The sequence below is a fragment of the Streptomyces sp. ME02-8801-2C genome (assembly GCF_033793965.1).
In the GTDB taxonomy this organism is placed as follows: Bacteria; Actinomycetota; Actinomycetes; order Streptomycetales; family Streptomycetaceae; genus Streptomyces.
The window spans coordinates 134,013-155,100 of the sequence record NZ_JARAXP010000008.1; the positions used below are offsets into that span (position 1 = coordinate 134,013).

A 21,088-nucleotide genomic window follows, 5' to 3' on the forward strand; every position below is an offset into this window, starting at 1 on the left:
GTGCGGCTTCGCCGCCGACTCAGACGTTGACGCCGAAGTCCTGGGCGATGCCCACGAGGCCCGAGGCGTAGCCCTGGCCGACCGCGCGGAACTTCCACTCGGCGCCGTTGCGGTACAGCTCGCCGAAGACCATCGCCGTCTCCGTCGCCGCGTCCTCCGAGAGGTCGTAGCGGGCGATCTCGGCGCCGCCGGCCTCGTTCAGGATGCGGATGTACGCGTTGCGGACCTGGCCGAAGTTCTGCGAGCGGTTCTCCGCGTCGTAGATCGAGACCGGGAAGACGATCTTGTCGATGTCGGCGGGGAGGCCGGCGAGGTTGACCTTGATCGCCTCGTCGTCGCCCGCGCCCTCGCCCGTGCGGTTGTCGCCGGTGTGGACGATCGTGCTGTCCGGGGTCTGCTTGTTGTTGAAGAACACGAAGTGGCCGTCCGAGTAGACCTTGCCCTGCGTGTTGACCGCGATCGCCGAGGCGTCGAGGTCGAAGTCCGTGCCGGTGGTGGTGCGGACGTCCCAGCCGAGGCCCACGGTGACGGCGGTCAGGCCCGGAGCCTCCTTGGTGAGCGAGACGTTGCCACCCTTGGACAGGCTTACAGCCATTGTTGGGAGTCCTTCCCTCGTTTGACAGACGTGCGTACGGGCGTGCGGTGCGGGAGCCCCGTACGGGGACGAAGCTACCGTCACCCCCATGAACGCCGACGGGGGTACCAAAGGTTCCACGCGTCTTTACTTTCTTTACCCGGCGTGTCGAAAACGGGGTGACGTGGACCGGACAGCCGCGCGACCATGGTGGGCATGGCCGGTCCCTACCTCATCCGCGGCTCCGTCTCGCTTCCCGAGGCCGAGCTCATGTGGCGTTTCTCGCGGTCCGGTGGTCCGGGCGGGCAGCACGTCAACACCAGTGACTCCAGGGTCGAGCTGAGCCTCGACCTCGCTAGGACCGAGGCGCTGCCCGAGGTCTGGAAGCAGCGCGCGCTGGAGCGCCTCGCCGGTCGGCTCGTCGACGGTGTCGTCACCGTCCGTTCGTCCGAGCACCGTTCGCAGTGGCGCAACCGCGAGGCGGCGGCCGTACGCCTGACCGCTCTTCTCGCCGAGGCGACCGCGCCGCCGCCCAAGCCCCGCACCCCGACCCGTATCCCGCGCGGAATCAATGAACGCCGGCTGCGTCAGAAGAAGGCACGCGCGGACGTGAAGCGCGGCCGTACGGGACGGGACTGGGGCTGATAACCGCATCGTCGGTCTGTTTCTGACCGTCGGCGGCACGGAATGCGGACGCATTGCGTACGGATAGCGGACGGACTGCGGCTGTGGATGAACGATCGTGAATTTCCGAGTGGGCGGGAAAAGAGCCGTCGAACGGCCCCAGGAATGAATTTCCCGCCGTGCGAAAACCCGGTATTCACGTTCGTACACGAAAAGGTGGCGGTGGAAACTAGGCCAGGTCGAGGACCCCGACCGTCTGGCCGCCGCTCGTCTCGCCGGTGGGGCGGAAGCCCAGGGCCAGGTAGAAGGGCTCGGGGCCGGTCGGGCCGGGGTGCCAGGTGACGTAGAGGGCGGTGCCGCCGCGGCGGCGGATCTCGGCGGCCACGGATTCGACGGCGAAGCGGCCGTAACCCCTGCCCTGTTCGTCGGCCGCGATGTTCAGGCGCCACAGGCCGGAGCGCAGGTCGGCGCCGGTGTCGTCCCAGGCGATGTCGAAGAAGGCCATGAGGAAACCGACGGGCCGGTCTCCGTCGAGGATCAGCCGGGGCCAGGCGGCACGCGCGTGGACGTACGCCTCGGCCAGGGACTTCATGACCGGCGAGACCGCGTGCTCCTGGTCGGGCCTCACCCGTACGGCGACGGCGGCTTCGAAGTTGTCGGGGGTGATCCGCTCCAGCCGGAGCGCGTCGTCGCTTGCCATAGGGGCAAGTTATGTCGTCAAGTACCCGCGTGACCAGCGGGTTTTCCGTCAGCTAGCCGGGTCAGCCCAGTTGTCGGTAGCGGCCCCGGAAGTACGCGAGCGGGCCCTCGTCCGCACTCTGTGTGGTCGTGGTCGCCGTCAGGACGCGGCCGATCACCAGGGTGTGGTCACCGGCCGGCACCCGCTGTTCCGTGCGGCACTCCAGGGTCGCCAGGGCGCCGCCGATCAGGGGGGCGCCGGACGCCTCGCCCCTCGTACGGGGGAGGTCCTCGAAGAGCAGGCGGTCGCTGATGCGGCCCTTCATCGCGAAGCGGCCCGCGATGTGCCGCTGGCTCTCGGAGAGGACGGAGACCGCCCACAGGGGCTGTTCGTCGAGCAGGTCGTCCATCCGGGAGCCCTCGCGCACACTGACCATGACCAGGGGCGGATCCAGGGAGACCGACAGGAAGGCCGTCGCCGTCATGCCGACGTCCTCACCGGCGGGCGCGTGCGGGTCGTCCGGGTCGAGCGGCGGCTCCTGCGCGGTCACCAGGACCACGCCCGAGGCCAGGCGGGACATGGCGGCGCGGAAGTCGTCGTGGGTCACTCCCCCAGGATGCCCGGAGGGAGGGGGTGAGGAGAGGGGAGGGGTAGTGGTGGCGTGAGGGACGCGCGGGACGCGTGAGGCGGGTACTGCGGGGGAGGTCGGCACACGGAAAAACTATTTCGCCGTTGCCCGCCGCCGCATCGGACCAGCGCCCGAACCCGGACCTAGGACTCCCGACCGACTCCCGACCGACACCCAATGATCGGGAACGGCCACGCCGACTTCTTCTCCGCCGTATCCTCGCTCGTAGTGTCCGCACGGATACAAAGATTGCGTTCAGTAAACGCACAGGGAGAACTCAGAAACTCCACTCAATTGCTCATCTTTGGTTGTGACTTGAGTCACAGGTGACCCTTTTTGTTGACCCTGTGTACCGAGTGGGCAGCGCACTGTGATTCAGTGGCTGGAAGGTGAGACAGGCGGAAGGGGGGCGAATGGAGACCGACCAGGAGCCGTATGTCCGTCTCGCGACCTTGCGGCAGCTGCATCAGGTCATGGCGGACATGAACACCGCGCGCAGTCTGGCGGACACCCTCCAGACCGTCGCCGACGGCGTCGTCAACGGCCTCGGGTACGAGCTGGCGTGCGTCAACCTCGTCCGCCCCGACGGCGATCTCGTCGTCGCCGCCTTCGCCGGGAACTCCGCCGCCGAGGCGCTCATCACCGGCCGGGTCGGCTCACGCGAGTCCTGGGAGCGCCGGCTCGGCATGGGCGAGGCCTGGGGCGACCTGGTGTTCATACCGCACACCGAGGGCTGGGTCCTCGACGACGACGACGTCCCGCAGTGGTACACCGACGGCCCCGCCCCGCGCTTCGAGGACGAGTGGCACCCCTCCGACCGGCTCTTCGCGCCGATGTGCACCCCGGGCGTGCCCGGCGGCTCGTGCGGCGAGCTGATCGGCGTGCTGTCCGTGGACCGGCCGCGAAACGGTCGCCGACCGGGCGCCTGGGGCAAGGAAGCGCTCCAGATGTACGCGTTCCAGGCCGCCATCGCGATCAGCAACGCGCGTCTACGCGCGAATATGCAGCGGGCACTGGTCAGACTCGAACGCGAGCAGCAGGCGCTGAGGGCCAGTGAGGAAAGCTTCCGCCAGGCCTTCGAGTACGCCCCCTCCGGCATGGCCATCGCCGAGCTGGGCGGCGACCAGCACGGGCGAATACTCCGCACCAACGACGCCCTGTGCCGCCTCCTGGGCCGCCCGGCCTCCGCGATGCGCCGCTACTCCTTCTCCGACCTCGTGCACCCCGAGGACATCGGCACCCTGCTGCGCACCTCCGCCGAGGGCGGGCGCACCGAGCTCCGGCTCTGTCGCCGTGACGGCTCGTACCTGTGGGTGTCGCTGCGCAACTCCGTCGTCGCGGACGCCACCGACGGCCCGCGCTTCCTGCTCACCCACGTCGAGGACATCGAGGAGCGCAAGCGCCGCGAGCTCCAGCTCGCCCACCGCGCCTCCCACGACTCCCTCACCGGCCTGCCCAACTCCGCCGAACTGCGCGCCCGGCTCAGCTCCCGCCTCTGCCAGCGCCCGCAGACGGCGGCCCCCGGCCTCGTCGAGTCGGTCGACGCGGCGTACGGCCACGGCCAGCCGGACCCCTACGGCACGCACGACCAGTACTCGACGGCGCCGGCCCCGGTGCCGGACGGCGGACTCCAGCCGTACGACGTCAACGGCCACCAGTTCGACTTCCGTGCCAGTTCCGACGCGTACGGGGCGTACGACCACCATGTCCACACCGTCGCCCCCGAGGGCGAGCAGGACGACGGGACGAAGGGGCTCGCGGTCCTCTTCTGCGACCTCGACGGCTTCAAGTCGATCAACGACCGCTTCGGGCACAACTCCGGCGACGCGGTACTGATCGAGGTGGCCCGGCGGCTGAGCGGCGCCGTCCGGGACGGTGACACGGTGGCCCGGCTCGGCGGCGACGAGTTCGTGGTCCTCGCCGACGGCCTCGGCCGCGCCGACGCCCAGGACCTCGCCGTACGGCTGCGCAACGAGATCATCCAGCCCATCCGGGTCGACGGCCGCGCGATGCGGGTCGGTGCGAGCTTCGGCATCGGGTGGGCCCACTGCGGCATGACGGCGGACGAAGTCCTGAAGTCCGCCGACGAGCGGATGTACATCGAGAAACGATCTCGTCCCAGACAGCACCGCCGGGCGGGATAAACCGCTGGTCAACAGCCTTGTGGCGCCGGAACGGCCCTCCGGTGTCACTGCCAACGGGTAGGCTCTTCCGCATTGAGGAGACCTAGGGGTCACTCGCCCCACGGTCAACTGACCGAAACCGTCGCACATCAATACGGCGGTTCTGAGTGACCAGCCCGAGCCGTCGCCGACAAGGGGGTGACCTTGATGGCTACGTTCCGTGCGGGTGCGCCGACCCACCAGGCCGTGCTTCCTCAGCGGCCTGCTCTGGAACCTGTACCCGCAGACACCTCCGGGGGCTGAGACGAAACGGGGTACAGGCCCTTGCCCGATTGGGCGAGGAAGCCGGTACGGAACATGGGCGAGGGGATACCCGCACGCGATCACCTTTGCGACGGGAGTCACACGGCACTCAACCTTGGCGCTGGGTGCTGGAGAATCCGCTGTCGGTGACGGCAGCATCATCAGCGAGGACCACGATGTACGACGACGAGGCGCAGGACATACCAAGGCTGTGTGAGCAGCGGCCAGAACCCGGTTCAGGAGCGCCCCGGGTGTTCGTTCTGGACCGCAGAGGGCGCCCCCTGATGCCTTGTCACCCTGCCCGAGCCCGTGAACTACTGCACAAGGGCCGGGCCGCCGTTGCCCGGTACACGCCCTTCACCATCCGCATCAAAGACCGTCTTCTGGAGACTTCGGAAGTGGACGGTGTTGCTGTTCGAATCGACCCGGGGTCGAAGGCGACCGGTATCGCAGTGACAGACGATGTCGCTCGGAGATCGGCCACCACGGGCGAAGTCATCGTGCTTCGGCGTGGACTGTATGCGGTCGAGCTACTGCATCGTGGCCACGCGGTCCGGAAGAGCATGGAACAGCGTGCGGGTTACCGAAGGCGTCGTCGGGTGGCCAACACCCGTTACCGCGCGCCTCGGTTCGACAACCGGTACCGTCGCAGCGGCTGGCTGCCGCCTTCCCTGCAACATCGAGTCGACACGACTTGGTCCCAGGTGGAACGTCTTGCGCGATTGGTTCCCCTGACCGAGATCCATGTCGAGCGCGTCTCATTTGACACGCATGCGTTGTCGGCGGGTCGGGAGTTGGCAGGTGCCGAATACCAGCAGGGAACCCTTGCCGGGTACGAGTTGCGCAATTTCCTCCTTGAGAAGTGGGGGCGTCGTTGTGCCTACTGCGGCAACAGCGGTGTCCCCTTGCAAGTCGAGCACATTCAGCCGAGGGCCAGTGGCGGATCGAACCGGGTTTCGAACCTCACGTTGTCCTGCGCCTCCTGCAACCAGACCAAGGCATCCCGCCCGGTCGGGGATTTCCTGAAGGACAGCCCTGCGGTTGCCGCGAGGCTCGCCCAGCAGGCCAAGGCTCCTCTGCGGGATGCGGCAGCGATGAACGCCACCCGTTATCGACTCGCCGACAGGCTTCATGACCTTGAGCGTCCGGTCTCCTGCTGGTCCGGAGGCAGAACGAAGTACAACCGAGTGAGGTGTCGACTGGCCAAGTCGCACACCCTGGACGCGCTGGCGGTCGGCGAGATCAAATCTGGATGCCGCATCGTCCGTTACCCGTCCCATGTGCTGGTTGCCACCGCTACCGGCCGTGGCAGTTACGCGCGTACCCGACCTGACAGGTACGGCTTCCCGCGTCTCGCGCTGTCTCGGACCAAAGCCCACCACGGGTTCCAAACAGGAGACCTTGTGCGGGCGGTTGTGCCGGTGGGGAAGAAGGCTGGTACCTACGTGGGCCGGGTTGCCGTCCGGGCATCGGGACGTTTCAACATCCGCACCCAGCGCGGCGTGGTGCAAGGCATCGGACATCAGCACGTGTGCCTGCTCCAGCGCGCAGATGGCTATGGCTATGCCATACGTGAAGAAGTAGAGAAAGCCCAGCCCCCGGCCCAAGGCGCCGGTGTCCATGCAGGAGGAGTTCGATGACGCCCGGCAACAACGGCGCGAGCACGCCCGAGGACGATGATCCGTTCGGCTACCTGTACGAGGACGGGCGGGCCGCCGGTGCCCAGCCGCCCAGCAGCGGCTACGGCTACCCGAACTCGGTCGGCCGGACGCGGTCGGTCGGCGAGCGTCAGTACAGCGGCAAGCCGCAGGGCCAGCAGCAGCCGACGTACGGCCAGACCGCGCCGACCGCCCAGACCGCGCAGTACGGCCAGGCGATCCCGCAGCAGCAGGGGGCGTATGCCAGCCCGAACGCCCACTACCAGGCGCCTGAGGCATTCGGCGGCGGCCCCACCCCTCCCCAGCAGCACGCGTACAGCGGTGGCAACGGCGGCGGCCGGGGTGGCAGGGGCGGCGGTCCCAACACCAAGGGTCTGCTGATCGGCGCCATCGCGGTGGTCGCCGCGGTCGTCATCGGTATCGCCGTGGCGATGATGGGCGGCGACGGCGACAAGAAGGAGGCGGGCGGCGCGAGCACGACCCCCTCGACGCAGCAGAGCGCCGATCCGTCCCCCACGGCCAGCAAGTCGTCGGCGGCGACGGAGGAAGACCTGCCGGCCATCGACGCGAAGGCCCTGCAACTCGGAGGCGGCGCCACGACGGCATCGGACATCGAGGGCGCGAAGGCGGCCGGCGGGGTCTATGTGACCAACTTCAACAACCAGGGCGCGTCCGTCACTTGGAACGTGAGCGACATTCCGGCGGACGGCAAGTACACGCTGTATGTCGGTTACGGCGTCCCGGGGAAGGACGCCAACGCCACGCTCACGCTCAACGGCACGGCCTCCACGAGCCCGGTCGGAATGAAGAACTACGCGAAGGCAGCCGAGGGCGACTACGCGAAGGGCTGGACGCAGACCTACAACTACGTCGAGCTCAACAAGGGCACGAACACCATCAAGATCTCGTGCGAGCAGGGAAACCAGTGCGACGCCAACCTCGACCAGCTGTGGCTGGTCGAGGGCTGGGTCGGGCAGTAGTACCCGTTACCTCACCGTGTGCTGAGGGCGCGTAATGGAGTGCCCCTGGGGTGAGTTACGCCTTCACCCAGGGGGCTGTGCAGGAGTTCAACTGTGAGTTTCCCTCGAAGTTCGCGACTTGGACCGTCCAGGCAAACATGCCGCCTTGGGCGCTGGCGCGAGTAGTCCACCGCTTATAGTTCGGTGCACCGTCGTAATTGTGATGGTAGGACCAATATGTAACGTTTCCATTGTAATCTTTGGTTACGAAACGCACTGCTGGATGGTGTCCATCCTGAGTGGTGTCCTTTACGCCTAGCTCAAGGGGATCCACCAGAGTCGGGTCCACGGGGTGGCCTGTCCAGTAGCCCGCAGCCCCGCTAGTCGCGCAGCTGGAAGTGCTGGCCGCTTGAGCGGGAGTTGCGACGGCGATGGTCAGAAGGAGAGCCGCCGGGCCCATGGCGAGCGCGAAGCGTCCTTTTTCTGATGTCATGGTCATGTCGTAATGCTGGCTTGAGGGTGAACCGGAGTCAATGGGATATGTAGGTTTCAGGCCACCCCCTATGCGCGGTAGCGGCGGTGAATAGATCCAGTGCGCCCCCAACGCCGGCCTTTCGGCGGCGGCTGTGAAGGAGGATTTCCCGGCCATCGACGAGGAGGCTCCGGGCTCCTGTGCTGATGAGTTGAGACACCGAACACCTCTCTCACTGGCACAGGAGCCTTGTGCGTTGTGAAGGGTCACCCCGTCGCCCGACCGGTAGCCACTCTGAAAACGCTCACTGACTGGAACGCGCGCAGTGGGGATCCGTGAGGTGATGGGGCACTGTACGAGGAAACGACTTCGCCAGGGCGTTCCCTGCGCGGCCGTCCTGCAGTGTCCCGAGCGATATCCACCTCGCGCAGCCTCGCCGTCAGCGCCCTGCGGCTGGTCGGCGCGACCAACATCGCTGCCGCACTGCGGCACAACGCCCGCAACGCGAACAGCCCGCTTGCCCTACTCGGGATCAATTGATCACGAAACTGACGCCCGCCGACTATGTCGAAGCCTTGCGTCAGCGTAAGCCCTCCGCCATCGGGATGCCTCACCCCTCCGACATAGCGCAGCCACGACCCCACGTAACTCGCACCCTTAAAATCTCTAGCTAACGCCCACCCCGGCGGAACGAAGACGGCGAGATCTCCACCAACCCCAGACAGCGTGACCCACCAGAGCGACCGCAACGGCAAGAGCCGTGAACCGAATGGTGGTCCAGGTACCCAGCACAACCTGACTCGGCCCGCGCGATTCTGTCTCCAGACGCATAGAAGTCTCATAAAAAGCCACCAGGGGAATAAGCAGCCGGAAGAACAGGCCACCGATGCCCGGCACCTGAGCGAGGTTCCCCAGCAGCCCAAGGGGTGCTCCGAAGAAGAATGCCAGCACACCCCAGAGGGCAATTCCGGATGACCCCGCGCCTGAGGAATCCAGTCCGTCCAGGGAGGCCAGGCTTGCCTTAGTCAGGTAGTAGGTCACGACACCGATAGTCAGTCCCAGAGGTGCGAGAACAATCGATTCGATTTTAGACCGACGAAAATAACCCACCAGAAACGCGTAACAGGCCCACGGCCATCCACCGGTGAAAACGGCGCCCACGGCCGCACCTGGACGACCGCCCCAATGCTCAACGGTAGGCCCTATCACGCCAAGTAACAGGCCAATCCCGAGTGGCACTGCAAACGACGTGGCCCGGGCACCCCAAAAGTTCATTCTCTCCCCTTTCGGTCCTAATGCGGCATTACTCCGAGCCCCTGTGGGCCCGGAGTAATGCCCACCCGAGGGAGATCAACCCTCATCGCAGCGGACACATTTATGCATTATCGTAGTATGCATAGCAGGTCCATGCCGCACCTTGTGTTGAGTTGGCGTAGGAAGTCTCTCCCTTCGCCGCCCAGCCACTTCCATGGTCTACATTCTGGACCCTGACCGTTGTCCTGTGTTTCACACTCGCGATGTAGTTTGAATAGCATTTCTTTCCAGCCGACACCAGGTCGTATCCATAGCACCACGTGCCATGAGTCACATCCTGGCAGGTATTCCCTCTCAGCTGAGCGGCCGAATCTTTGATTTCTAGCTTTACCACGCCCCACTCGGACGGATTACCTAACTCCGCTGGCGGGTTGACGCCGTCACCCCTCTTGTGGATGACGGGCTGCCCAGGTATGAGGCTGTCGCTGGCCTCAACCGCGGTATCGGCGGGACCGGTTCCGCTCTGAGGGCCGTAGGCTGTCGCCGGGGTGGCAAAGCTGGAAGCCGCAAGCGCGATGCCCAAAATGCCGAAAAGTATTGACTTTCCAAATTTTTTCACGTTCCCCCTATCTCCGCTCCCCCGTTATCGAGGGCTCGAAGGGATCTTCCACGAGGGCGCTGTGGCGGTCAAGGCTTGGCCGATTTACGGCCCCGACGCGACCTGAAACCGTTGATGGGCGGCGGTATTCACGGGCGGGGCCATGAACGCGCGGTCACGGCACGCGTGTTCTCGGCGCCCATAACACCCCCGCCGTCCGGCCACCGTCCGCGACCTGATCCGCGGTGCTCTTAAGCTGGCCGAACGCGTCGACATCACCTTCGCCCGACGCGCCCCCACCTCACCAATATCAAGGCCTCACCACCCTCTACGGCATCACAAGATCACCATGAACTGGGCATCCAGGCGAGAACGCCGAGGCCTTGGACGCTGGCGGACTGACGTGAAGAGCCTCAGGCTAGGCGATTCGGCCGATCGTTATGCACCTGTCCGCAACCCGGCGCTTCTGCCCCCATCTCAAGGGTGTCCCAAGTGTTGTAAGTCTCATTCTTGCTGGTGCACCGATGGGAACCGTATGTGACGCGACCGGTGAATTTAGAATCCCAGCAAGGGATTCCGTCCGGACTTCGGTATCCATTTTTACCCCGGGGTATTACAGTCGAAGTTGTTGATGTGACCGTGCGGAGATTCCAGTCGACTCCGCCATCTGTGCCTCCTGCGGAAGCTTGCGGGGGTGTGATGGTGGCAATGGGTGGCGAAGCTGCCAGCGCGCCCGGGATTTCCGCTACGTGCATAATTGTGCGTATCGAAAATCTCTGCTTTCATTGCATTCGCCGCCGGTCAGTGCGGTGAATTTTTAGTCAGTGTTTCTTCTAAGTCGAGGTGGGATGACATCTGCTTTTCGGTCAGTTCCAGTCGAAGAAGGGTGGAGATTACTCTATGCCGCCGTCCCCTCGGCCGTCACCCTCACCCGGGGCATCAGCTTCTCGTACGTCGCGCGGTCGAACTCGCCCGCCACCGGGGACAGTACGGTCGCCGCTGACAGGGCCACCGCTCTGGTCAGGCGGTCGGGCCAGGGGAGTTGCTCGACCAGGCCCGACAGGAGGCCTGCCACCGCCGAGTCGCCCGCTCCCGTCGGGTTGCCTCTGACGTGGGTCGGCGGGGTTGCCCGCCAGGTGCCCTCCGGGGTCATCGCCAGCATTCCGGCCGGGCCCAGTGAGGCCACCACCGCCCGTGCGCCGCGCCTGCGGGCGTCCCTGGTCGCCGTCAACGGATCGTGGGAACCGGTGAGTTCGGCGAGTTCCCCGGCGTTCGGTTTGACCAAATCGGGGCGGGCCGCGATCCCGCGGCGCAACGGCTCTCCGCTGGTGTCCAGGAGGACCGGTACGCCGGCCGCGCGTGCCGTGCGGACGAGGTCGGCGTACGCGCCCACCGGCGCCCCCGGTGGCAGGCTGCCGCACAGGGCCACCGCGGAGACGGACGGGAGGAGGTCCCCGTACACGTCCTGGAAGGTGGACCACTCGCCGGGGGTGATCTGCGGGCCCGGCTCGTTGAGTTGGGTCGCGTCCGTGGGCCGGGCCGCACCGGCCGTTTCGTCGATCACCGCTATCGTGCGGCGGGTTGAACCAGAGACCGGTACTAGCGCGTCCAACACGCCCGGTGTGGCGGCCAGTTGCTCCTGTACGGTCCGTCCGGTCGGGCCGCCCGTGAAGCCGGTGACCGTCACCTGGTGGCCGAGGGCAGCCAGGACGCGGGCCACGTTCACGCCCTTGCCGCCGGGGCGTTCGGTCACCGAGGTGACCCGGTGGGAGGCGTAGGGGCGTAACTCCCTTACGCGGTACGTGATGGCCAGCGCGGTGTTCAGCGTGACCGTGAGGATCATCCCGTCGGCCTCCCCCCTCCGGGCCCAGCAATCAGGGCAGTTGGGGCTTGACTACCCAACTCCCCTTGCGCATCACTCCCTTGAGTACGAAGTCCGCGTCCAGCAGTACCAGGTCCGCGTCCTTGCCCGGTTCCAGGGAGCCCACCCTGTCGTACATCCCCAGCAGCCGGGCCGGGTTGGCGGACAGGGCGGCGACCACGTCCGTGACCGGGAGCCGGTCAACGGTGACCGCCCGCCGGAACGCGCGGTCCTGAGTGAGTGTCGAGCCCGCGATCGAACCCCCCTCGACCAGCCGCGCCACGCCCTCGCTGACCTCGACCTCCAGTGGGCCGAGCAGATAGCGGCCGTCGCCGAAGCCGGCCGCGTCCATCGCGTCGGTGATGAACGCCACCCGGTCGGCGCCCGCGTGATGGAACGCGAGTTGGAGGGCCGCGGGGTGCAGATGCGTGCCGTCGTTGATGAGTTCGACGGTGACGCGCTCGTCCTCCAGGAGGGCGGCGATCGGGCCGGGCTCGCGGTGACCGAGGGTGGGCATCGCGTTGAAGAGGTGCGTGGCGACGGTGGCGCCCGCGTCGATGGCCCGCACCGTCTGCTCGTACGTCGCGTCCGTGTGCCCGATCGCCGCGAGGACGCCGTGTTCGACGAGCAGCCGTACGGAGTCCAGGCCGCCGGGGAGTTCGGTGGCGAGGGTGAGCATCCTGGCCTGGCCGCGCGCCGCGTCGATCAGCTTGCGTACCTCCGCCGGGTCGGGGTGGCGGAGCAGCGGTTCGGAGTGGGCGCCCTTGCGGCACGGCGAGATGAAGGGGCCCTCGAAGTGCACGCCGGCGATGTCGCCCTGCTCGGCGAACTCGGAGAGGAGGCCGGCCTGGGCGGTGAGGGTGTCCATGTCGCCGGTGACGGTGGAGGCGACGAGGGTGGTCGTGCCGTGGGTCCGGTGGGTGTGGATGCCCTTGAGGATGTCCTCGGAAGTGCCGGAGGTGAAGGAGGCTCCGCCGCCGCCGTGGTTGTGGAGGTCCACGAAACCGGGGACCACCCAGTGGTCGCGGACGTCGATCTCCTGGGCGTTTTCGTGGGGGTGCGCGGCGAACTTGGTGCCCTCGATGGTTAGTTGGGTGCCGGGGGTGATTCCTGTGGGGAGTACTGCGCGGGCGCCGCTGAGCAACAGGCTGTGTGCACGCTGTCGGCCGGTGGGGGCTTGTCGCGCAGTTCCCCGCGCCCCTGGGTGGGTTGCCGGTAGGGGGTTTTCTTGCGCAGTTCCCCGCTGCCCTTGGTCGGATGCCATCAGGGCGTTGCCTCCGTGAGGTTGGGTGTGGTTAGGAGATCCCAGGCGAGTAGGCCTGCGCCCAGGCAGCCTGCCGTGTCTCCCAGGGCTGCGGGGGAGATGGACGGAAGCTTCTGGAAAGTGATCCGTTGCCGTACGGCTGTGCGCAGCGGTGTGAACAGCGTGTCGCCGGCCTCCGCCAGGCCGCCGCCGATGATCAGGGTGCGGGGGTCGAGCAGGGTGAGGGCGGTGACCAGGCCGTCGGCGAGGGCGTCGACCGCCTCCTGCCACACCAGGTGGGCGCGCGGGTCGCCCGAGACGACGGCTGCGGCGCAGTCCGCCGCGTCCGCACCGGGGTCGCCCGACGCCGTGGCCCACGCCTCGCTCACCGCCGACGCCGACGCGTACCGTTCCAGACAGCCGCGCTGACCGCACGGGCACGGGGTCCCGCCCGGCCGTACGACGATGTGGCCGATCTCGCCCGCGAAGCCGTGCGCGCCCGCCTCCACCCGGCCGTCGACGCCGATGGCGCCCGCGATTCCGGTGCCGAGGGCGATGAAGAAGAAGCGGTCGGCTCCCTGGCCTGCCCCGATGCGTCCCTCCGCGAGCCCGCCCGTCCGTACGTCGTGTCCGAGGGCGACCGGCAGGCCCAGCCGCCCGGTGAGCAGCTCGCGCAGGGGTACGTCGAGCCAGCCGAGGTTCGCCGCGTAGACGGCGATGCCCTGGTCGGCGTCGACGATGCCGGGGACGGAGACTCCGGCCGCGGCGGCGCTCTCGCCGAGGTGGGCGACGCCGTGGGCGTGCAGGTCGGCGGCGAAGTCGAGGATCGCCTCGACCACGGCGTCGGGGCCGCGCTCGCGGCCGGTCGCCCGGCGCGCCTGGTGGAGGAGCGCGCCGTCCGGCCCGATGAGGGCGGCTTTCATCGCGGTGCCGCCCACGTCGAGGGCGATGACATGTCTCACGGGAACAGTGTGGCCCGTCGACCCTGAAGAGGTCTAGTCCACTTACGTGGTGTAGACCTTATGGGGTAAGAAAATGAACGTACCAATGAATACCTATGTGAATGATCGAAGGCGGGTCAGTGATGATCTGTGCCGATCGGTAGGGGGTTGGAGCTGCTGCAGCTGGAGTGCGTTCAAGGGCGTTCTGGTGAGCGGGTGTGAGTGCTGCTGGTCTCGGTTGTGTTGCCTGCCTCGCTCGTGGGGCCGATTTCAGTGGGGAACTTACGTTCTTGCGTCGAATGCGTGACCTTTGCGGGTGGTGCTCGTTTCCCATCGCGACGGGATCTTCGAGTGGGGCCGGGCGGGGGTGGCGGGGTGGGTGAGCTGCGGAGCATCGCGGTGCCGTTCGTCGTGTCCGGTCCGATTGGTGTGGCCGTCCGGACCCGTCTCAAGCAGCTGACGCCCGGCGATGAGAAGGTGCTGCGGCTGGTGGGCGCCCATTTGGGCTCGTTGGCTTCGAGGGATCTCAGGGCGCGTTGCCGGGACGGTCTGGAGCATTCCGGTGAGGCGTGGGCGGTGCGGAAGCGGGCGCTGACACCTGCCTCGTCGTCGCGGTGGGCCGGGTCGATCACCAAGGCCACGCATGACCAGTGGGCGCTGGCCCGCCGCTGCCAGCTGGCGCACCTCCACAACCTGGAAGCCGGTATCCGCACGATCGAAGCCCGGCTGGGGTTGCCGGTCGGGCAGAAGGGGACGAAGAAGGCGCCGGGAGGTTACCGGTCCAGGCGGGAGTGGCATGCGAAGTCGCGGCGGCTGCGGGTACTTCAGGACCGGCTGGCTGCCGCGCGGGCGGACCGTGAGGCCGGTGTGGTGCACGTCGTGCGGGGCGGCAAGCGGCTGGCCCGGACCCGGCACCACCTTGACGCCGCCCAGCTCACGGAGTCGCAGTGGCGTGGGCGTTGGGAGGCGGAGCGCTGGTTCTGCCACGCGGACGGGGAGTCCGGAAAGCGGTACGGCAACGAGACGATCCGCGTCAGCCCCGACGGCGAGGCCAGCATAAAACTCCCTGCGCCGCTCGCGTATCTGGCCAACGCCGCGCACGGCCGGTACATCCTGGCCTGCCGGGTGACGTTCGCGCACCGGGGCGGCGAGTGGGCGGATCGTGTCGCGGCGAACCGGGCCATCGCCTACCGTATCCACCGCGATACGGTCCGGGAGCGCTGGTATCTGACGGCGTCCTGGCAGATCCCGCCCATCCCGAGCATTCCGATCGAGGCGGCGCTCGCCCACGGCGTGATCGGCGTCGACATGAACGCCGATCACCTCGCCGCCTGGCTCCTGGACACCCACGGCAACCCGACCGGCACTCCGCGCCGGTTCTTCTACGACCTGACCGGCGCTGCCGAGCATCGTGACGCGCAGGTCCGCCACGCCCTCACCCGCCTCCTGCACTGGGCCCGAACCTGCGGCGTGAAGGCGATCGCGGTCGAGGACCTGGACTTCGCCGCCGAGAAGACCCGGGAGAAGCACGGCCGCAGGAAACGCTTCCGGCAGCTGATCTCCGGCATGCCCACCGGCAAACTCCGCGCCCGGCTGGCCTCGATGGCCGACCAGACGGGTATCACGGTCATCGCCGTGGACCCGGCCTACACCTCGAAGTGGGGCGCGCAGCACTGGCAGAAACCCCTCACCACCACAACCCGTAGGACCACTCGCCACGACGCTGCCGCCGTGGCGATCGGAAGGCGCGCCCAGGGACACCCGATCCGGCGACGGACGGCACCGCCCCCACACGACCGGAGTGATCGTGCGGGGCATCGGACCGTCCAGGCCAGACCGGTTGTTCCTGGGCGTGAGGGAACCCGCCCCCGCATTCCCGGACCACGGACACGATCCGTAGGCGCCGGACGCGGAGCGAACGCGGGCAACCAGAACGCCCAACACCGTCCGGGGCGTTCGGCCGAGCACGAGACCTGGCAACAGGACTCACTCCCGCTCAGTCTTTAGGAACGGTTCAGAGCAGTGCGACGGCGTAGGGTACGGATGATCGCGGCGGTGTCCGCACTCGGCATGACGGCAGCGCTCGGGGGCTGCGGAACCACCGGCTTGGGTGAGGTCACCCCAAAGCTGGTCGCCGCCGACTACGGCGACTCCGAAGCCAACAGCTCCCAGAAGTACTGGGACGACCTGGCCAAGGAGTACGAGGACACGCACCCCGATGTGAAGGTCGACGTCAGCGTGTACTCCTGGAACGACGTCGTCAACCGCACCCGGTACGGCGTGCCCTTCGCCGCCTCCACCCGCCTCCTCTTCTACAACAAGAAGCTCTTCACCGCGGCCGGCCTCACCCCGCCCACCACCTGGAACGAGCTGGCCGCCGACGCCGCCGCGCTGAAGGACGAGGGCGTGAAGTACCCGTACGCCCTTCCGCTCGGCCCCGAGGAGGCACAGGCCGAGACCATGCAGTGGCTGCTCAGCGGCGGCGACGGCTACACCAGCGCCGTCGGCACGTACGGCATCGACTCCCCGCAGAACATCAGGACGTTCACCTGGCTCAAGGACGAACTCGTCGACAAGGGACTCACCGGCCCCGTCGCCCCCGGCAAGCTCAACCGGGCCGCCGCCTTCGCCGCCTTCGCGCGCGGTGAGGTGGGCATGCTCAACGGGCACCCCTCGCTGATGAAGATCGCGGCGGCCAAGGGAGTGGATGTCGGCATGGTGCCGATGCCCGGTGAGGAGAGTTCGACGCGGTCCGCGATGGGAGTCGCCGACTGGATGATGGCCTTCAAGGAGAACGGCCACGGCAGCCAGGCCGGCGACTTCCTCGACCTCGTCTACGACGAGAAGAACGTGCTCGCCTTCTCCCGCGAGTACGACCTTCTGCCGGTCACCACCTCCGCCTCACAGACGATGGCCACCGCCACCCGGGACAAGGACCTCGCCCCCTTCCTCGCGGAGCTCCCGACCGCCCAGCTCTACCCGGTCGGCAAGACGCCTGGGCACAGGTCAGAGCGGACATCAAGCAGCGGATCGGTACGGCGTTCGCGGCGGGCGGGAGTCCGGCGGGGGTGCTCACGGAGCTGCAGACGCAGGCCAATGCGGAGGAGAACGCCGAGTAGGCCGGGGGCGGCCGAGTAGTAGGTTCGGCGTATGAGCGAGGGTGCGGGCGGGGCGCGGGAGCTGGAGCGGCGGGAACTGGAGATTCTCGCGCTCGAGCGGCGGGGGTTCTCTGGGCCTGGGGCCAAGGAGCGGGCGATCCGTGAGGAGTTGGGGCTGGCGCCGGTTCGGTACTACCAGTTGCTCAACGCGCTGATTGATGACGAGCGGGCGTTGGCGTGTGATCCGGTGACGGTGAACAGGTTGCGGAGGGTGCGGGAGGGACGGCGGGGTGAGCGGTAGGCTCACCCCGTTCCTGGGGGCTGCGCCCCCAGACTCCCCTCCCCCCTGAACGGGCCTTGTCCTCAAACGCCGGACGGGCTGGCAGAGGTTAGGGTCGGGGCATGGATTCCCTGCCATCGCCCCTGACGCAGGCCGGTCGTGACGGGCTGGATGCCATTCTTGGTCGGCCCCGTGGGGCCGTCGTCGTTCTCGACTTCGACGGGACCCTTGCTCCGATCGTCGCCGACCCCGAGCAGGCCCGCGCTCACCCCGACGCCCTTTCCGCCCTCTCCGTCCTCGCCCCCGAGATCGCCTCCGTCGCCGTCCTCACCGGTCGGCCCGCCGGGGTCGCCGTGCGCCACGGCGGTTTCGCCGGTGTGTCCGGGCTGGAACACCTCGTCGTCCTGGGGCACTACGGAACGGAACGCTGGGACGCCGCCACCGGCAAGGTCAGTGCCCCCGCCCCGCATCCCGGCGTCGCCGCCGTCCGTGCCGAACTGCCCGGGTTCCTCGAGCGGTTCGGGGCCTGGCAGGGCACCTGGATCGAGGAGAAGGGCCGGGCCGTCGCCGTGCACACGCGGCGGGCGACGGATCCGCAGGCCGCGTTCGAGGCGCTGCGCGAGCCCCTCGCCGACCTGGCGACCCGGCACGGCCTGATCGTCGAACCCGGGCGGCTCGTGCTGGAGCTGCGCCCGCCCGGCATGGACAAGGGCGTCGCCCTCGAGGAGTACGTCCGCGAGATCGGCGCCACCTCCGTCCTCTACGCCGGTGACGACCTCGGCGACCTCCCGGCGTTCGCGGCGGTGGAGAAGCTCCGGCAACAGGGAATCCCGGGTCTGCTGGTGTGCAGCGGCAACAGCACCGAGGCCGTGACGGAACTGGCCGAACGCGCCGACCTCGTCGTCGACGGCCCCGCCGGAGTCGTACGCCTGCTCCAGGCCCTTGGACGAACCATCATCAGTCGCTGAGCGCGTTCAGCTGGTCCAGGAACCACTGGGCCGGGGGCAGCGCCGTCGCCGCCGCGGCCAGGCGTTTCGTGCGTTCCGCACGTTCGCCGGCCGGCATGTTCAGCGCGTCCTCCAGGGCCCGCGCCGTCTGCGTGACGTCGTACGGGTTCACCACCAGCGCCTCCTCGCCCAGCTCCTCGTACGCTCCCGCCTCCCGCGACAGCACCAGCGCGCAGCCCTCGTCGGAGACCACCGGGATCTCCTTGGCGACGAGGTTCATGCCGTCGCGGATGGGGTTGACGAGGGCAACGTCGGCGAGGCGGTAGGCGGCCAGGGAGCGGGCGAAGTCGTCCTTGACGTGGAGGACGACTGGGGTCCAAGCGGGGGTTCCGTAGGTGGAGTTGATGTCGTCCGCCAGGCGTTGCACCTCGGCCGTGTAGTCGCGGTAGACCGCCAGGTCCTGGCGGGAGGGGTACGCGAACGCCACATGCACGACCCGCTCGCGCCACTGCGGGCGGTCCTCCAGCAGCTGCCGGTACGCCAGCAGTCCCCGCACGATGTTCTTCGACAGTTCGGTGCGGTCCACGCGGACGATTGTCTTGCGGTCGCCGGTCCCGCCGATCTCCGTCCGCAGGGCGGCCATCCGCTCCTCGACGTCCGGCTCGTGCGCGCGCCGGCGCAGGAAGTCCGCGTCCGCTCCCAGGCCGTGTACGCCGATCCGGGTGTCGCCGAGGCCGCCGACCAGGTCCGTACAGCAGGCGGTGAACGCGTCCGCCCAGCGGCGGGTGAGGAAGCCGAGGCGGTCCGCGCCGAGCATCCCGCGCAGGAGCTGCTCGGAGATGTCGTACGGCAGCATCCGGAAGTAGTCCGCCGGTGCCCACGGAGTGTGCGAGAAGTGACCGATGCGCAGGTCGGGGCGCAGCTCGCGCAGCATGCCCGGGACCAGGCACAGGTGGTAGTCCTGGACCACCACCGACGCACCCTCGGCCGCCTCCGCCGCCAGCGCCTCGGCGAACGCCCGGTTGTAGGCCTCGTACGACGCCCACTGGCGCCGGAACTCCGCGTCGAAGACCGGCTCCAGCGGGGTCTGGTACAGCATGTGGTTGACGAACCACAGCACCGAGTTGGCGATGCCGTTGTACGCGTCGGCGTGCACGTCGGCCGGGATCGCGAGCATCCGCACCCCGGGCTCGCCCGTTCCCCGCCGGACCGCCTCGCGGTCGCCGTCGGCGAGGGCCGAGCAGACCCACAGGGCGTTCGCGTCCGGCCCGATCGCCGACAGCCCGGAGACCAGCCCGCCGCCGCCGCGCCTGGCGTGCAGCGAGCCGTCCTCCTGGATCTCGTAGGTGATCGGGCCGCGGTTGGACGCGACCAGCACGCGGTATCCGCCCGCCCGCGCTTCCTGTACGTCCGCCACACCCGGCACGCCTTGCACTTCCTGCTCACCCTGCGTCGAAGCCATACGCCTGAACCTAGCCCGGGCCGGAAACGCTCAAACGTACACACGTACGTACCGGCCGTATACAAGCCGCACGGGTGGTGTGACGCCGGGCTACGCGACCTTCCTTCTCGCGTACTCCGCGATCTCCGCCATCGGCGGGCGTTCCTCCGTGTCCACCGAGTACGTACGCGGCTCGAAGCCGTCCTCTCCGCGCTCGAACTGGGTGAGCGAGGGGCGGATCAGCTGGCCCCGGGCGAGCCGGAGCTGGGCGGTGCGGTAGATCGCGGCGGCCATCCGGCCCAGGGCCTGTCCGTCCTGGTGGCGGTGTTTGCGCACGCCCACATCGACCTGCGCGAGCGCGTCCAGGCCGACCAGGTGCAGGGCGTCGATCAGCATGCCCAGTTCCACGCCGTAGCCGACGGGGAACGGCAGCTGTTCGAGGAGCGAGCGGCGGGCCGCGTACTCGCCGCCGAGCGGCTGGACGAAGCCGGCCAGCTGCGGCCAGTGCATGTTGAGCAGGGGGCGGGCCATGAGTTCGGTCACTCGGCCGCCCTGGCCGGCGGTCCTGCCGGAGGCGGGCGAATCCAGCTCGGTGCCGAGCGGGCGGTCGTACATCGCCTTGACGAGGTCGACACCCGGGTCCGTGAGCAGGGGGCCCACGATCCCGGAGACGAACTCCGACGAGAACTCCTTCAGGTCCGCGTCGACGAAGCAGACGATGTCCCCGCTGGTCACGAGCAGTGAGCGCCACAGGACCTCGCCCTTGCCCGGCACCGCCGGGATGCGCGGCAGGATGTCGTCGCGGTGCACCACCCGGGCGCCCGCCGCGGCGGCCACCTCGGAGGTACGGTCGGTGGATCCCGAGTCGACGACCACGATCTCGTCGACCAGCGGGACCCGCAGCATCAGGTCACGGCGGATGACGGCGACGATCTCGCCGACCGTCTCCTCCTCGTTGAGCGCGGGCAGGACGACACTCACCGTGGCGTTCGAGGAACGCTTCGCGGCGATCAGCTTCTTGAGCGGGCGGTCGCGGGCGGCCCAGGAGCGCGTGCTCAGCCAGCGCTCGACGTCTTCCAGCACGTGCGGCTCTCCCTTACGTTCGTGGGGGGAAGCGCGATCTTGTATCTCGCGGTTCGGACGGCTCCCACCACCATCCAAGCCTTCGGTTACAGTCTTGAACAACGCGGGTGACCATCGCATGTCCGAGGGCAGCGGCGTTCACAAGCTCACAACCTGACAACTTCATACCGCTCATCCAGAGGGGCAGAGGGATACGGCCCGATGAAGCCCCGGCAACCCTCCAGTCGGCACTCGTGATCCGGTAACGGTCAGCGAGGCTCCCGGCTCGGGAAGGTGCCAAATCCGTCTCACGGCGAAACGCGTCGTGAGAAAGATGAGGAAG

18 protein-coding genes, 1 pseudogene and 1 riboswitch are annotated in these 21,088 nt (G+C 68.1%); of the genes and pseudogenes, 9 read left to right on the forward strand and 10 right to left on the reverse strand.

Annotated elements, in window-relative coordinates; all coding sequences use genetic code 11:
- Positions 1-19 precede the first annotated feature (19 nt).
- Complete coding sequence (locus PV396_RS26455; protein ID WP_319208663.1) at positions 20-595, reverse strand: TerD family protein; 576 nt, start codon at positions 593-595, stop codon at positions 20-22.
- A 186-nt stretch (positions 596-781) separates the two neighbouring features.
- Here PV396_RS26455 and arfB point away from each other — a divergent pair, with 186 nt between their 5' ends.
- Positions 782-1,219 (forward strand): alternative ribosome rescue aminoacyl-tRNA hydrolase ArfB, encoded by a 438-nt coding sequence (arfB, locus tag PV396_RS26460; protein WP_319208665.1) that lies wholly within the window; start codon positions 782-784, stop codon positions 1,217-1,219.
- 208 nt (positions 1,220-1,427) lie between these two features.
- On the opposite strand, the gene PV396_RS26465 is transcribed toward arfB, so the two are convergent.
- Positions 1,428-1,898: a GNAT family N-acetyltransferase gene (locus tag PV396_RS26465; RefSeq protein WP_319208666.1), complete on the reverse strand. Its 471-nt coding sequence runs from the start codon at positions 1,896-1,898 to the stop codon at positions 1,428-1,430.
- Between the two features lie 61 nt (positions 1,899-1,959).
- Entirely contained in the window at positions 1,960-2,457 is a 498-nt protein-coding gene (locus tag PV396_RS26470) for a flavin reductase family protein (RefSeq protein ID WP_416071493.1), read from the reverse strand.
- Positions 2,458-2,918: 461 nt separating this feature from the next.
- On the opposite strand from PV396_RS26470, the gene cdgB reads away from it, so the two are divergent.
- The 4 genes from cdgB (at position 2,919) to PV396_RS26490 (ending at position 8,560) form a co-directional block, all read left to right on the forward strand.
- Positions 2,919-4,649 (forward strand): diguanylate cyclase CdgB, encoded by a 1,731-nt coding sequence (gene cdgB / locus PV396_RS26475; protein ID WP_319208669.1) that lies wholly within the window; start codon positions 2,919-2,921, stop codon positions 4,647-4,649.
- Between the two features lie 533 nt (positions 4,650-5,182).
- Positions 5,183-6,571 carry an RNA-guided endonuclease IscB gene (gene iscB, locus PV396_RS26480; RefSeq protein WP_319208670.1) on the forward strand — a complete coding sequence of 463 codons (1,389 nt, stop codon included), beginning with the start codon at positions 5,183-5,185 and terminating at the stop codon, positions 6,569-6,571.
- Positions 6,568-7,569 (forward strand): CBM35 domain-containing protein, encoded by a 1,002-nt coding sequence (locus tag PV396_RS26485; protein WP_319208672.1) that lies wholly within the window; start codon positions 6,568-6,570, stop codon positions 7,567-7,569. Before iscB ends, PV396_RS26485 begins: the two co-directional genes overlap by 4 nt.
- Before the next feature lie 853 nt (positions 7,570-8,422).
- Positions 8,423-8,560, forward strand: a complete 138-nt coding sequence (locus tag PV396_RS26490) for a hypothetical protein (RefSeq protein WP_319208673.1) — start codon at positions 8,423-8,425, stop codon at positions 8,558-8,560.
- Between the two features lie 126 nt (positions 8,561-8,686).
- Here the strand turns inward: PV396_RS26490 and PV396_RS26495 are convergent, their stop codons facing one another.
- The 5 genes from PV396_RS26495 to PV396_RS26510 form a co-directional block, all read right to left on the reverse strand.
- On the reverse strand, positions 8,687-9,181 hold the full coding sequence (locus PV396_RS26495; protein WP_319208674.1) for a hypothetical protein: 495 nt from the start codon (positions 9,179-9,181) through the stop codon (positions 8,687-8,689).
- Positions 9,182-9,395: 214 nt separating this feature from the next.
- Entirely contained in the window at positions 9,396-9,893 is a 498-nt protein-coding gene (locus tag PV396_RS45200; RefSeq protein ID WP_416071475.1) for a lactococcin 972 family bacteriocin, read from the reverse strand.
- 877 nt (positions 9,894-10,770) lie between these two features.
- A complete protein-coding gene (locus tag PV396_RS26500) occupies positions 10,771-11,715 on the reverse strand; it encodes a 1-phosphofructokinase family hexose kinase (protein WP_319208675.1) in 945 nt (314 codons plus the stop codon).
- Between the two features lie 31 nt (positions 11,716-11,746).
- Positions 11,747-12,877 (reverse strand): N-acetylglucosamine-6-phosphate deacetylase, encoded by a 1,131-nt coding sequence (gene nagA, locus PV396_RS26505; RefSeq protein WP_319208676.1) that lies wholly within the window; start codon positions 12,875-12,877, stop codon positions 11,747-11,749.
- Between the two features lie 119 nt (positions 12,878-12,996).
- Positions 12,997-13,938: an ROK family protein gene (locus tag PV396_RS26510; protein ID WP_319208677.1), complete on the reverse strand. Its 942-nt coding sequence runs from the start codon at positions 13,936-13,938 to the stop codon at positions 12,997-12,999.
- A 354-nt stretch (positions 13,939-14,292) separates the two neighbouring features.
- Between PV396_RS26510 and PV396_RS26515 the strand changes: the two genes are divergently transcribed.
- The 4 genes and pseudogenes from PV396_RS26515 (at position 14,293) to otsB (ending at position 18,263) form a co-directional block, all read left to right on the forward strand.
- On the forward strand, positions 14,293-15,924 hold the full coding sequence (locus PV396_RS26515; RefSeq protein WP_319208678.1) for an IS200/IS605 family accessory protein TnpB-related protein: 1,632 nt from the start codon (positions 14,293-14,295) through the stop codon (positions 15,922-15,924).
- A 36-nt stretch (positions 15,925-15,960) separates the two neighbouring features.
- A pseudogene (locus PV396_RS26520) lies at positions 15,961-17,036 on the forward strand (extracellular solute-binding protein).
- 31 nt (positions 17,037-17,067) lie between these two features.
- Complete coding sequence (locus tag PV396_RS26525) at positions 17,068-17,316, forward strand: DUF3263 domain-containing protein (RefSeq protein ID WP_319208679.1); 249 nt, start codon at positions 17,068-17,070, stop codon at positions 17,314-17,316.
- A gap of 101 nt (positions 17,317-17,417) precedes the next feature.
- Positions 17,418-18,263, forward strand: coding sequence for a trehalose-phosphatase (otsB, locus tag PV396_RS26530; RefSeq protein ID WP_319208680.1), 846 nt, complete (start codon positions 17,418-17,420; stop codon positions 18,261-18,263).
- Here the strand turns inward: otsB and PV396_RS26535 are convergent.
- Both PV396_RS26535 and PV396_RS26540 read right to left on the reverse strand, forming a co-directional pair.
- Positions 18,253-19,704, reverse strand: a complete 1,452-nt coding sequence (locus PV396_RS26535; protein WP_416071476.1) for an alpha,alpha-trehalose-phosphate synthase (UDP-forming) — start codon at positions 19,702-19,704, stop codon at positions 18,253-18,255. The two genes, otsB and PV396_RS26535, sit on opposite strands and share 11 nt — an antisense overlap.
- A 90-nt stretch (positions 19,705-19,794) precedes the next feature.
- On the reverse strand, positions 19,795-20,766 hold the full coding sequence (locus PV396_RS26540) for a glucosyl-3-phosphoglycerate synthase (RefSeq protein WP_319208682.1): 972 nt from the start codon (positions 20,764-20,766) through the stop codon (positions 19,795-19,797).
- A gap of 168 nt (positions 20,767-20,934) precedes the next feature.
- Positions 20,935-21,086, forward strand: a riboswitch (SAM riboswitch).
- Positions 21,087-21,088: the final 2 nt, after the last annotated feature.